This is a genomic window from Nonomuraea sp. NPDC001684 (assembly GCF_053596515.1).
Map to the genome: position 1 here is coordinate 1 of NZ_JBSFGJ010000289.1, position 12,044 is coordinate 12,044.

The window sequence follows — 12,044 nt, forward strand, 5'->3', positions numbered from 1 at the left end:
GTTTGGCCACGTTGGTCAGGGTTTCCGCGCAGACGAAGTAGATCGCGTTCTCGGTCGCCGCCTGGAAGCGGCCCACGATCTGCACGTCGAGGTCGACCGGCACCGTGCAGCGTCCGGCGAGGGCGGCCAGCGCGGGCGCGAGGCCGCGGTCGGACAGGATGGGCGGCGCGATGCCGCGCGACAGGGCCCGCAGCTCGTCGAGCGTCTCGCGGGTGGCGCTGATCGCCGAGCTGATCGTGGCCGAGGCGGCCTCGGGGTCCTTGGCGAGCTGCCGCTGCGCCCTGGACAGCTCCATGGCCAGGGAGACCAGGCGCTGCTGCGGGCCGTCGTGGATGTCGCGCTCCAGCTTGCGCAGCGCGTTGGCCTCGGCCGACACGGCCGCCGCCCGGCCCTCGGCCAGGTCGTCGATGCGCTCCTGCAACTCGGCGACGCCGGTCAGCAGCGCCCGGCCGAGCCCGGCCCTGACCAGCGCGGCCCCGCGCACCATGAACGGCATGACGAATGTGAAGACCAGGCCGAGCGAGACGTAGAAGATCGTGTTCACCACGTAGCCGGAGCCCAGCCCGAGCAGCTCGGGCAGCTCCGCGTTGCCGGGGATGCGTGAGGTGACCAGGCCGTAGAGCGGGTAGGTCAGCCCGGCGATCGGGATCGCCCAGAACACCACGGTCAGCACGAACGCCAGGATGGCGAACGGGAAGTTCAGGATGCCGTGCAGCAGGTCGAGCCATGACTGGCCGTTGGTCAGCGGGTTGACGATGCGGCGGAAGCGGCCCGCCCCCTCGGGCGCCGGACGGTAACGCGGCCGCACCGGCGGGCGCTTGAGCACGTCGGAGAGCCAGCCGCGCTCGGCGTCGGCGAAGCCCCTCGCGACCAGGAGCGTGCCGGCCAGCAGCGGCACGCCGATCCACACGATCGCGGTGCCGACGCCCGCGGCGAAACCGGCGACCATGGTCACGAAGCCGATGACGGCCGTCGGGAAACCGACCAGCGTGTAGCGGGTGTCGAGAAGGACACGCCTCATCAGGGAGCGCATGCCATGAAGGCTAAGTCCCCCGGCGCGGCGGTACGAGCAGGTACGCAGGCGTCCGGGGGTAGGGCTGGCCCTACCCCCCATGGTGGTGTGATCTTGACCTGAAGACGGCGGCCCGCGGCAGTGTGCTCAGGCGTCCTGGACGGAAGCCTTGAGTCATCCGCTCCCCGCTCGAAACGAGGCTCCCCCATGACCGTCCTGCTCGATCGTCCCGCCCCGGTACGGGCGCCGCGCGCGACGGCCAGGGACCCGTTCATCGACCTGCTGCGCGTGCTCGGCATGGCGCTCATCGTGCTCCAGCACTGGACGATCCCCGTCCTGTCCTACGAGGGCGGCCGGCTGACCACGGGCAACGCGCTGTCCACGCCGGGGGTGTGGGTGGTGACGTGGCTCAGCCAGGTCATGCCGCTGGTGTTCTTCGCCGGCGGCGCGGCCAACGCCATCAGCCGCGGCCGGTCGGTCAAGAGCGACCAGGAGTGGCTGGCCGGACGGTTGCGCAGGCTGGCCTGGCCGTTGCTGCCGCTGGCGGCGGTGTGGATCCCGCTGCCCCACGTGCTGCTCACGCTGGGGGTGCCGGAGCAGCCGCTGGCGGTGGGCGCCAAGCTGACCGGGCAGCTGCTGTGGTTCCTGGCCGTGTACCTGATCGCGGTCACGGTCACGCCGTACGCGCTGCGCCTGCACCGCAGGTTCGGCGTGCTGGTCCCCGTCGCGCTGGCGGCCGGGGCGGTGCTGACGGACGTCGTGCGCTTCTCGACCGGCCTGGAGGCGGCCGGGTACGTGAACATCGTCTTCGTGTGGCTGGCCGTCCACCAGATCGGCTTCTTCTACGCCGAGGGCCGGGTGCGGCTGCCCGCGTTGCTGGCGGCCGGCGGGTTCGGCGTGGCGGCGCTGCTGGTCGGGTTCGGCCCCTACCCCGGCAGCATGATCGGCCTGCCCGGCGCCGAGGTGTCCAACATGGCCCCGCCCACGCTGGCCATCATGGCCGTCGGCATCGGCCAGATCGGCCTGGCCGTGCTGCTGCGCCCCTGGCTGGTCCGGCTGCCCCTGCGCCGCGTCCTGGACTGGGCCGGCCCGCGCATCATGACGGTCTACCTGTGGCACATGCCCGCCCTGTTCGCCGTGACCGGCGTGGTCGTGGTCCTGCTGGGCGTGGAGACGCCGGAGCCGGGCAGCCTGTTCTGGTTCGCCGGCTGGCCGGTGTGGTTCGGGATGTTGTGCCTGGTCATGTGGGGGCTGGTGCGGGCGTTCGCGAGGTTCGAGACGCCGCCGTCGCTGCCGTACGGGACCGCCGGCCGCGGGGTCATGCTGGGGGCGGCGGGGCTGGTCGGGGCCGGGATCCTGACGCTGACCGTGGGCGGCTTCGTGCCGGGCGGCGGCCCGTTCCTGGCGGTGCTCGCGGTGCTCGGCGGCCTGCTGCTGACCGCGCCGAAGGCCCGCGTGTAACACCGGCGAAACGCGTCCCGGCCACAATCGGGCGGCATGACGACGATCCGCGACCTGACCGAGGCCGACGTGCCCGCCGTGACCGCCATCTACGCCCACTACGTGACCGGCGGCGTGGCCACGTTCGACGAGACGCCGCCGGGGGCCGGCGAGTGGCGGGCCAAGGCGGCGGCGCTCACGGCGGCGGGGCTGCCGTTCCTGGTCGCCGAGGACGACGGCGGGAACGACGGCGGGGACGACGGCCCGGTCACCGGCCCGGTCACCGGCCCGGTCATCGGCCCGGTCATCGGCTACGCCTACCTCAGCCAGTACCGGCCCAAGCCCGCCTACCGGCACAGCCTGGAGGTCTCGATCTACCTGGCGCCCGGCGCCACCGGCCGCGGGCTCGGCCGCCTGCTGCTGGGCGAGCTGATCCGGCGGGCGTCGGCGACCGACGCCCGCTCGCTGATCGCGGTGATCGCCGACGGCGGCGACCCCGCCTCCTTGCGGCTGCACGCCGCATTCGGGTTCCAGGAGGCGGGACGGCTGAGCAACGTGGGGTTCAAGCACGGCCGCTGGATCGACACCGTGCTGATGCAACTCGACCTCCGGTAGGGGCCGCGGGTTCGACCACCCGGCAAACTTCGGCAGGATAGATACGTGAGCCTTCTCGTTGACCGCCTGCCGGAAGACATCGACGCCGACCCCGACGTCATATTCGACGCGTTCGTCGCCTGGAACGCCGAACGGGGGCTCACGCTCTATCCCGCCCAGGAGGAGGCCCTCATCGAGGTCGTCTCCGGCAGCAACCTGATCCTCGCCACGCCGACCGGCTCGGGCAAGTCGCTGGTCGCCGCCGGGGCCCACTTCGCCGCGCTGACCCGTGACGTGCGCACGTTCTACACCGCGCCGATCAAGGCGCTGGTGTCGGAGAAGTTCTTCGACCTGTGCGCCGTCTTCGGCACCGCCAACGTCGGCATGATGACCGGCGACGCCAGCGTCAACCCGGGCGCGCCCATCATCTGCTGCACGGCCGAGATCCTGGCCAACGTGGCCCTGCGCGACGGCGCGGCGGCCGACATCGGCCAGGTCGTGATGGACGAGTTCCACTTCTACGCCGAGCCCGACCGCGGGTGGGCCTGGCAGGTGCCGCTGCTGGAGCTGCCCAATGTGCAGTTCGTGCTGATGTCGGCCACGCTCGGCGACGTGTCGATGTTCGAGCGCGACCTGACCAGGCGCACCGGGCGGCCCACGGCGGTGGTCAAGCACGCCGAGCGGCCGGTGCCGCTGGTGTACTCCTACCGGATGACGCCGCTGCACGAGACGCTGGAGGAGATGCTCACCACCGGGCAGGCCCCCGTCTACGTCGTGCACTTCACGCAGGCCGCGGCCATGGAGCGGGCACAGGCGCTCATGTCGATCAACATGGCGACCAAGGCCGAGAAGGAGGCCATCGCCGCGATGATCGGCGGCTTCCGGTTCACCACCCGGTTCGGCCGGGCGCTGTCGCGGCTGGTCAAGCACGGCATCGGCGTCCACCACGCCGGCATGCTGCCCAAATACCGGCGGCTGGTGGAGCGGCTGGCCCAGGCGGGGCTGCTGAAGGTCATCTGCGGCACCGACACGCTCGGCGTCGGCGTCAACGTGCCCATCCGCACCGTCCTGTTCACCGCCCTGTCCAAGTACGACGGCAACAAGGTCCGCCGGCTGCGCGCCCGCGAGTTCCACCAGATCGCCGGGCGGGCCGGGCGCGCGGGCTTCGACACCATCGGCTACGTCGCCTGCCAGGCCCCCGAGCACGACATCGAGAACGCCAAGGCGCTGGCCAAGATCGGCGACGACCCCAAGCGGCGGCGCGGCTACGCGCGCAAGAAGCCGCCGGAGGGGTTCGTCGGCTGGAGCGAGGAGACGTTCGAGAAGTTGCAGCAGGCCGAGCCCGAGCCGCTCAACTCCCGCTTCAAGGTGAGCAACGCGATGCTGCTGGCCGTGATCAACCGGCCGGGCGACTGCTTCCAGGCGATGAGACACCTGCTCACCGACAACCACGAAGACCGCAAGTGGCAGCGGCGGCACATCAGCCAGGCCATCGCCATCTACCGGTCGCTGCTGGCCGGCGGCATCGTCGAGCAGTTCGCCGAGCCCGACGAGCAGGGCCGGCGGGCCCGGCTGACGATCGAGTTGCAGGAGGACTTCGCGCTCAACCAGGCGCTGTCCACGTTCGCGCTGGCCGCCTTCGACCTGCTCGACCGCGAGTCGCCCTCGTACGCGCTGGACATGGTCTCGATCGTCGAGTCCATCCTCGACGACCCCCGCCAGATCCTGTCGGCGCAGCTGAAGAAGGCGCGCGGCGAGGCGGTCGCCCAGATGAAGGCCGACGGCATGGAGTACGAGGAGCGCATGGAGGCGCTCGCCGAGGTCATGTACCCGATGCCGCTCGACGACCTGCTGCTCGGGGCGTACGAGACCTACCGGCGTGGCCACCCGTGGGTCGGCGACTACACGGTCAGCCCGAAGTCGGTGGTGCGCGACATGTTCGAGCGCGCGATGACGTTCGGCGAGTACATCCAGTTCTACGAGCTGGCCCGCTCCGAGGGCACGGTGCTGCGCTACCTGGCCGACGCCTACCGCACGCTGTCGCGCACGGTCCCCGAGCACCTGAAGACCGAGGACCTGGTCGATCTCATCGAGTGGCTGGGCGAGCTGGTCCGGCAGGTCGACTCCTCGCTGATCGACGAGTGGGAGAAGCTGACCAACCCCGAGGAGGCGCTGGAGCGCCAGGCGCAGCTGGAGACCAAGGTGCGGCCGGTCACGGCCAACCCGCGGGCCTTCCGGGTGCTGGTGCGCAACGCCATGTTCCGGCTGGTCGAGCTGTGCGCCATCGAGAAGGAGGACGAGCTGGAGGAGCTGGCCCCCGACGTCGACTGGGGCGCGGCGCTCGACGCGTACTACGCCGACCACGAGGAGATCTTCACCGACGCCGACGCGCGCGGGCCCGCGCTGCTGCGGATCGAGGAGGAGAGCGGCCTGTGGCGGGTGCGCCAGACGATCAAGGACCCGGCCGGCGACGGCGACTGGGGCATCGACGCCCAGGTCGACCTGACCTCTTCCGACGAGGAGGGCCGGGCCGTGCTGCACGTGCTCGGCCTCAACCGGCTCTGAGCGGCTGCGGAAAGAGAACAAGCCGTGTGCCGGAACGGACTGGCAAGGGCGTTCCGGCACCGGCTTGTCGCTTCATTGTCGGACGGCGAAAGTAGGCGTCCGGTCATGGCGACGTCTCAAGATCGAGACATTCAGCACTCCGCGAGCGTGCAGATCTTGGCGAGCATCGTGCCCGCGTCCTTCCGCTGCCGGCTGAAGTCGGCCTTGGCAGGCTTGCCCCACTCGCCGCCGGCCGTGTAGACGATCAGGGCGTTGGCGCGGCGGGTCACGACGGCCCGCTCGCCGCCGACGGCCGGCTTGCCGTGGTCGTAGGCCTGGCCGGTGACCAGCAGGCCCTCGTCGCCGAGCGCGATCTTGGATGCGCCGTACCGGTACGCCGCGGTGCCGCAGGCCCGTACGGCCGCCCTGAGGTCGCCGACCGCCTTGCCCGCCGCCTCCGGCGAGGAGTAGAGGATCACCTGCTCGGACTTGGAGTAGTCGGGCACCGACGTGTAGACGATCGTCCTGGCCGCCGTGCGGCCGGCCTGGCCCAGCCCCGCCTTCTGGCACGGGTTCACGACGAGCTGGGCGCTCTTCCTGCCCGACACCGTCCAGCTGTGCTCGGGGTTGGGGTCCTTCTTGGCGGCGGCCTTCTCGTACAGCAGGAAGTTGCCCGGGATGGCCAGGCCGACGGCGACGAACAGTGCTGCGATCATGGGACAAAATGGTAGGGGTGAGCGACGAAGACCTCAGACGCGTGCTCGGGTTGCTCTGCCAGGACGACACCCTGCGCGCACTCGCGTCCCTGGTGCTCGGTGACACCGGTGACCTGCCCCCCAAGGCGCTCGACCGCCTGGCCAGCGGCGGCCTGGCCGAACGCGACGACGACGGCAAGTGGCGGGCCCGGCCGGAGCGCTTCCGCGAGCTGCTGCGGGAGCGGGCCGAGCCCCCCGCCGAGCTGAGCGCCGAGGAGCGGGTGCTGCGCACGTTCCTGGTCGACGGCCGGCTGACCACCATGGGCATGCGCCGCGACAAGCGGCTGATCGTGCTGCGTTACGTCTCGCGGGTGTTCGAGCCGGGCGTGCGCTACCCCGAGACCGACGTCAACGTGGCTCTGCGGGCCTTCCACGACGACTTCGCGGCGCTGCGCCGCTACCTGGTGGACGAAGGGCTGCTGTCCAGGGAGGGCAACGTCTACTGGCGCAGCGGCGGCCCGGTCGAGGTGTGAGCCGGTCGAGGCCTGAGCCGGGCCGGGGCCTGAGCCGGGCCGGGGCTGGCGGGGGTCAGGGGCGGCGCAGGCGGGCGCGGTAGTCGCGGGGCGGCAGGCCGTACTCGCGCCTGAAGGCGCGGCTGAAGTGGAACGGGCTGACGAACCCCGAGGCGGCGGCCACCTGGCCGACGTCCAGGTCGGTCACCTCCAGCAGGCTCGCGGCGTGCCGCACCCGCGCCCGGCGCACGGCGCCCATCGGGGTCAGGCCGGTCTCGGCCGCGAACAGGTGCGCGAACCTGGACGGCGACAGCGCCACCGCGCGGGCCAGCGAGGCGACCGAGTGCTGGGCCCCGGGCTCGGCGGCGATGAGGTCGAGCACCCGGCGCACCCGCTCGTCCCCGCCCTCGTCCCCCGGCGCGGGCACGGCCCCCGCCGAGGCCGTGGCCAGCACCAGCACCTCCTCCACCGCCCCGAGCACCAGCTCCCGGGCGGGACTGGCCATGACGACCGCCGGCGCGGGCGGCGCGGCGGACGGCGGCCCGGAGGGGGCGGCGGGCACGGAGGGGACGGGCGCGGCGGGCGCGGTGTGGCCGGGGATCCAGCGGGCGTCCTGGAACGCGCGGTCGAAGGCCCGGTCGACGCGGTCGCGCACCCCGACCGGCACCCCCTCGACCAGGTGGCAGCCGGTGGCCAGCGCGTACGGCGCGAGCCAGGCCGTCCAGGACGGGCGCGGCTGGAAGTGCACCCACCAGAACCGCCATCTCCCCGCTCCCGGCGCGACCCGGTAACGCTGCGCCGAGCCCGGCCCGAGCACCGCCAGGTCCCCCTCGCGCACGGTGAACGCCGCCCCCGCCTGCTCGACCCGCCCCTCCCCCGCCTGGGTCCACAGCAGCAGCCAGCTCGGCGAACCGTGGGGGCGGCGGGTGCCGTACCCCGCCGGCTTGTCGTAGTGGCCGACGATCATCAGCTCGGCAGCAGGAACAGACAGGTTCTCAGCGGTCACGGTCATACCGTCCCACGCGCCGGGTCCCTACGGTGAAGGGCATGAGGCTGAACGACTTCCACGACCGGGGGTACGTGCTCGTCCCCGCGCTGCTGGCTCCCGAGGAGGTGGCCGAGCTGCGCGATGAGTTCATGGCCCTGCACGCCGCCGGCCCGATACCCGGGCATTTCTCGCCCGTCCCCCAGGAGCCGGGCGCGCCCTACGACGCCCTGCGCGACTACCCCCGGATCATGCACCCCCACCAGGTGAACGACGTCGCCCTGCGCTACCTGCTCGACGCCCGCTTCGCCGCGATCCTGCGCGAGCTGCTGGGCGAGGAGCCGATAGCAGCCCAGAGCATGTTCTACTTCAAGCCGCCGGGCGCCCGCGGGCAGGCGCTGCACCAGGACAACTTCTACCTGCGCGTCGAGCCGGGCACGTGCGTGGCCGCCTGGGTGGCGCTGGACCGCGTCGACCGCGCCAACGGCGGCCTGGAAGTGGTCCCCGGCACCCATCTGATGGACCTGTTCTGCCCGGAGGAGGCCGACCAGGACCTCTCCTTCACCCGCGAGTACGTCCCGCCGCCGCCGGGCCTGGAGCGGGTGCCCGTGGACATGCAGCCCGGCGACGTGCTCTTCTTCAACGGCAGCCTGGTGCACGGGTCGGAGCCGAACAGCACGGCCGACCGGTTCAGGCGCAGCTTCATCTGCCACTACACCGGCCGCTCGGCCGAGCGCATCTCGTCCTGGTACGAGACGCTGACGATGGACGGCGAGCGCGTGCTGCTGGAGCCGTCGGCCGGCGGCGGCCCGTGCGGCACCGAGGCCACCGGCCCCCACTGACCGCCCCACCAGGAACCGGTCCGTCAGCCGCCGGATATGTCCGACGGCCGGCCGGACGCCCACTCCGCCCCCGCCGTCAGCCGCCGGATATGTCCGACTCCGCCTCGTCCGGGACCACGCAGTCCCACGGGTCGTCGAGCCACCCGTCAGGCAGTTGCACCTTCTGACGCTCGCCCGACTTGCCCCGGGGCGTGTCGGTGTTCGGCGGCCACGGCTGGTCATGGTCGAGCTTGGCCAGCCCCTCCCGGAGCCCGTCGAGCGACTCGGCCGTGGCCAGCTCCCGCCGCAGCGCGCTCCCGACCTCGAACCCCTTGAGGTACCACCCGACGTGCTTGCGGAAGTCCGCGATCGCGTACCGCTCGGTGTCGAAGCACTCGGTGAGGCCGGCCGCGTGGCGCTCCATCGTCCCGGCCACCTCGCCGAGCGTCGGCCGGACCCGCTCGGGGCTGCCGTTGAACGCGTTCTCCAGGTCCTTGAACAGCCACGGACGCCCGAGGCAGCCGCGCCCCACCACGACGCCGTCGCAGCCGGTGCGCGCCACCATGCGCAACGCGTCGTCGGCCGACCAGATGTCGCCGTTGCCCAGCACCGGGATCTCGGGCACGGCCTCCTTCAGGCGCGCGATCGCCGCCCAGTCGGCCACGCCGCCGTAGTGCTGCTTCGCCGTGCGGGCGTGCAGGGCGATCGCCGCGACGCCCTCCTCGGCCGCGATGCGGCCGGCGTCGAGGTAGGTCAGGTGGTCGTCGTCGATGCCCTTGCGCATCTTCATCGTCACCGGCAGCGCCCCCGCGTTCGCCACCGCCGCCCGCAGGATCCGCCGCAGCAGGTTCCTCTTGTACGGCAGCGCCGACCCGCCCCCGCGCCTGGTCACCTTGGGCACCGGGCAGCCGAAGTTGAGATCGACGTGGTCGGCGAGGTCCTCCTCGGCGATCATCCGCACCGCCCGCCCGACGATGTCGGGATCGACGCCGTAGAGCTGCAGGCTCCTCGGCCGCTCCGACTCGGCGAACCTGATCATCCTGAGCGTCTTGGGATTGCGCTCGACCAGCGCCCGCGTCGTGATCATCTCGCACACGAACAGCCCGGCGCCCTGCTCCCGGCACAACACCCGGAACGGCGCGTTCGTGATGCCCGCCATGGGCGCCAGCACCACGGGCGGCCATGCCCCAATCGGCCCAATCTTCACTCCGTCAGTTGTAGCGCAGCTCAGGCCGGAAGCGGTATTCGCCTATAGGCTGTGGACGGCATCACCAGGGAGGGATCGATGCTTCTTCGCGTGCGCGTGGCGCTGCCCGACCGTCCGGGGTCTCTGGCCCAGGTCACCAAGGCCCTGGGCACGGCGGGGGCCGACATCACCCAGGTCACCGTCCTCGACCGGGGGGCCGGCTCGGCGGTCGACGACATCACCGTCTTCTGCCCCGAGAGCACCCCCCGGGAGGTGCTGGTCAAGAGCCTGGAGAGCGTCGACGACGTCCGCGTGGAAGGCATCTGGACCACTCGCGAGACCGCCGGCACCTACCCCGAGCTGGAGATACTCAAGTACATCACCACGGCGGGCGACCGCGCGCTGACCACGCTCGTCGACTCGCTGCCGGTGCTGTTCAGCGCCGACTGGGCCGCCACCGCCGCCGACCACGGCGTGGTCTACGCGAGCTGGCGCGCCCCGCAGGGCCTGACCGTCCCCAGCCCGGCCCCGCCACGCCCGGCGGCCCTCACGCTCGACGGCGGCGTGCACGCCATCCACGCCCCGCTCCCGCCGCTCGCCCTGACGTTGCTGCTGGCCCGCTCCGAGGGTCCGGCCTTCCACCGCATCGAGGTCCACCGGCTCACCCGGATCCTGGAGATCTTCCTGAGCCTGCCGGCCACCGAACGCGGCGTCGCCCGCCGGCTTCGCAAGTAGCGGGAAGCATCTGGTCGGAAAAGGCGCTAGAGTTAGGCACGCAACAGCGCGGAAGTGGCTCAGTGGTAGAGCATCACCTTGCCAAGGTGAGGGTCGCGGGTTCGAATCCCGTCTTCCGCTCGGAGTGGTTCGACTCGGTGGAGTGGCCGAGAGGCGAGGCAGCGGCCTGCAAAGCCGTCCACACGGGTTCAAATCCCGTCTCCACCTCCAAGGACGATTAGCTCAGCGGGAGAGCGCTTCCCTGACACGGAAGAGGTCACTGGTTCAATCCCAGTATCGTCCACCACACTCCAAGGCCAGACCCGGAACGACGGGGTCTGGCCTTTCTGCTGTCCGGGCCCGGCCTCCCTCGAAGAGGGGATCCGACCCGCCGCCCTCACCGTGACCAGCTCCGGCCTCACCGTGACGGGCTCCGGCCCGCTGTCGTGGAACGGACGCAGGTTCGCGGCGCCCGGCACGTCCTGATCGGGGTGGCCGGCGACTCCGTATCTCTCGTGACCAGTAACGTGATCTTGAGTGGATCCGCTGGAGGGAACGTTGGGCCGTCGTGAGCAGCCGCTGGACCCGGCCTCCGGGCCCGTCGCCCGATTCGCGTACGAGCTGCGCAAGTTACGCCAGGAGGCCGGCGGCCTCACCTACCGGGCGATGGCGGCCCGCGCCCACTACTCCGCCGCCACCCTCGCCCAGGCCGCCGCCGGTTACCGGCTGCCCTCGCTGCCCGTCGCCCTGGCCTACGTCCGGGCCTGCGGCGGGGACGTCGAGACCTGGCGGCGGCGCTGGGCGGAGGCCGATCGGGAAGCCCTCGCCCAGGCGGCCACCGAGGACGACTCCCCCGCCCCGTACCTGGGCCTGGCCCGGTTCGAGACCAGCGACCAGGACCGCTTCTTCGGGCGCGGCGCGCTGGTGGAGCGGCTGGCGGCGCTGGTCGGCGAGCACCGGCTGGTGCTGCTGGTCGGGCCGTCCGGCAGCGGCAAGTCCTCCCTCCTGCGCGCGGGGCTGGTGCCCCGGCTACTGCGGACCGGCGACTCCGGCGGCCGGCCGCCGGTGGTCCGCGTGGTCACGCCCGGTCCCGAGCCGCGGCCGGAGGAGGCCGGCGTGCGGGCGGACGTGCTCGTCGTGGACCAGTTCGAGGAGGTCTTCGCCCTGTGCGCCGACCCGGCGCGGCGGGCCGCCTTCATCGACGCGCTGCTGGCCGCCGCGCGGGCCGAGGAGGGGCCGCGGGTCGTGCTGGCCGTACGGGCCGACTTCTTCGGGCAGTGCGCCGGGCACCGGGGGCTGGCCGAGTCGGCCAGGGACGCGACGTTGCTGATGAGCCCGATGAGCGCGGCCGAGCTGCGGGCGGCGATCGTCAGGCCGGCGGCCGGGGCCGGGCTGGTGGTGGAGCGCGAGCTGACCGCCATGATCGTCGGCGAGGTGGAGGGCGAGCCCGGCGCGCTGCCGCTGATGTCGCACGCGCTGCTGGAGACCTGGCGGCGGCGGCGCGGCCGGGTGCTGACGGTGGCGAGCTACACGGCCGCGGG

The 12,044-nt window shown here is 72.3% G+C and carries 11 protein-coding genes and 3 tRNA genes; 10 read left to right on the forward strand and 4 right to left on the reverse strand.

The window, feature by feature from the left end:
- Positions 1-1,033 (reverse strand): sensor histidine kinase (locus tag ACWCSD_RS35630; protein WP_449921561.1); only part of this gene is annotated, 1,033 nt, incomplete at its 3' end.
- A 186-nt stretch (positions 1,034-1,219) separates the two neighbouring features.
- Here ACWCSD_RS35630 and ACWCSD_RS35635 point away from each other — a divergent pair.
- Genes ACWCSD_RS35635 through ACWCSD_RS35645 form a run of 3 tightly spaced genes read left to right on the forward strand, consistent with a single transcriptional unit; the run spans position 1,220 to position 5,611 of the window.
- Positions 1,220-2,473 (forward strand): acyltransferase, encoded by a 1,254-nt coding sequence (locus ACWCSD_RS35635; RefSeq protein WP_397165794.1) that lies wholly within the window; start codon positions 1,220-1,222, stop codon positions 2,471-2,473.
- 36 nt (positions 2,474-2,509) lie between these two features.
- Entirely contained in the window at positions 2,510-3,067 is a 558-nt protein-coding gene (locus tag ACWCSD_RS35640; protein ID WP_449921564.1) for an N-acetyltransferase family protein, read from the forward strand.
- 45 nt (positions 3,068-3,112) lie between these two features.
- Complete coding sequence (locus ACWCSD_RS35645) at positions 3,113-5,611, forward strand: DEAD/DEAH box helicase (RefSeq protein ID WP_387664859.1); 2,499 nt, start codon at positions 3,113-3,115, stop codon at positions 5,609-5,611.
- A gap of 131 nt (positions 5,612-5,742) precedes the next feature.
- Here ACWCSD_RS35645 and ACWCSD_RS35650 read toward each other — a convergent pair whose 3' ends face one another.
- Positions 5,743-6,306, reverse strand: a complete 564-nt coding sequence (locus tag ACWCSD_RS35650; protein WP_449921566.1) for a hypothetical protein — start codon at positions 6,304-6,306, stop codon at positions 5,743-5,745.
- 8 nt (positions 6,307-6,314) lie between these two features.
- Between ACWCSD_RS35650 and ACWCSD_RS35655 the strand changes: the two genes are divergently transcribed.
- Positions 6,315-6,818, forward strand: coding sequence for a DUF2087 domain-containing protein (locus tag ACWCSD_RS35655; protein ID WP_397165799.1), 504 nt, complete (start codon positions 6,315-6,317; stop codon positions 6,816-6,818).
- Positions 6,819-6,873: 55 nt separating this feature from the next.
- Here the strand turns inward: ACWCSD_RS35655 and ACWCSD_RS35660 are convergent, their stop codons facing one another.
- Complete coding sequence (locus tag ACWCSD_RS35660; RefSeq protein ID WP_449921569.1) at positions 6,874-7,803, reverse strand: helix-turn-helix domain-containing protein; 930 nt, start codon at positions 7,801-7,803, stop codon at positions 6,874-6,876.
- Between the two features lie 41 nt (positions 7,804-7,844).
- Here ACWCSD_RS35660 and ACWCSD_RS35665 point away from each other — a divergent pair, with 41 nt between their 5' ends.
- On the forward strand, positions 7,845-8,624 hold the full coding sequence (locus tag ACWCSD_RS35665; protein ID WP_397165802.1) for a phytanoyl-CoA dioxygenase family protein: 780 nt from the start codon (positions 7,845-7,847) through the stop codon (positions 8,622-8,624).
- Between the two features lie 76 nt (positions 8,625-8,700).
- Here the strand turns inward: ACWCSD_RS35665 and dusB are convergent, their stop codons facing one another.
- The gene (dusB, locus tag ACWCSD_RS35670) at positions 8,701-9,810 is read right to left on the reverse strand and encodes a tRNA dihydrouridine synthase DusB (protein WP_352325166.1); all 1,110 of its coding nucleotides are present in this window, start codon (positions 9,808-9,810) and stop codon (positions 8,701-8,703) included.
- Between the two features lie 78 nt (positions 9,811-9,888).
- Here dusB and ACWCSD_RS35675 point away from each other — a divergent pair, with 78 nt between their 5' ends.
- The 5 genes from ACWCSD_RS35675 to ACWCSD_RS35695 form a co-directional block, all read left to right on the forward strand.
- Complete coding sequence (locus ACWCSD_RS35675) at positions 9,889-10,524, forward strand: ACT domain-containing protein (protein WP_358285500.1); 636 nt, start codon at positions 9,889-9,891, stop codon at positions 10,522-10,524.
- A 48-nt stretch (positions 10,525-10,572) separates the two neighbouring features.
- Positions 10,573-10,644, forward strand: a tRNA-Gly gene (locus ACWCSD_RS35680).
- A 16-nt stretch (positions 10,645-10,660) separates the two neighbouring features.
- A tRNA-Cys gene (locus ACWCSD_RS35685) sits at positions 10,661-10,734 on the forward strand.
- Between the two features lies 1 nt (position 10,735).
- Positions 10,736-10,810 (forward strand) — tRNA-Val (locus tag ACWCSD_RS35690).
- Between the two features lie 230 nt (positions 10,811-11,040).
- Positions 11,041-12,044 (forward strand): nSTAND1 domain-containing NTPase (locus ACWCSD_RS35695; RefSeq protein WP_449921572.1); only part of this gene is annotated, 1,004 nt, incomplete at its 3' end.

Excerpts from the sequence above, each read along its gene's own strand:
- ACWCSD_RS35640 (WP_449921564.1), top strand. The coding sequence starts at position 2,510 with ATGACGACGATCCGCGACCTGACCGAGGCCGACGTGCCCGCCGTGACC.
- ACWCSD_RS35650 (WP_449921566.1), bottom strand. The coding sequence starts at position 6,306 with ATGATCGCAGCACTGTTCGTCGCCGTCGGCCTGGCCATCCCGGGCAAC.
- ACWCSD_RS35675 (WP_358285500.1), top strand. The coding sequence starts at position 9,889 with ATGCTTCTTCGCGTGCGCGTGGCGCTGCCCGACCGTCCGGGGTCTCTG.
- ACWCSD_RS35635 (WP_397165794.1), top strand. The coding sequence starts at position 1,220 with ATGACCGTCCTGCTCGATCGTCCCGCCCCGGTACGGGCGCCGCGCGCG.
- ACWCSD_RS35655 (WP_397165799.1), top strand. The coding sequence starts at position 6,315 with ATGGTAGGGGTGAGCGACGAAGACCTCAGACGCGTGCTCGGGTTGCTC.
- ACWCSD_RS35665 (WP_397165802.1), top strand. The coding sequence starts at position 7,845 with ATGAGGCTGAACGACTTCCACGACCGGGGGTACGTGCTCGTCCCCGCG.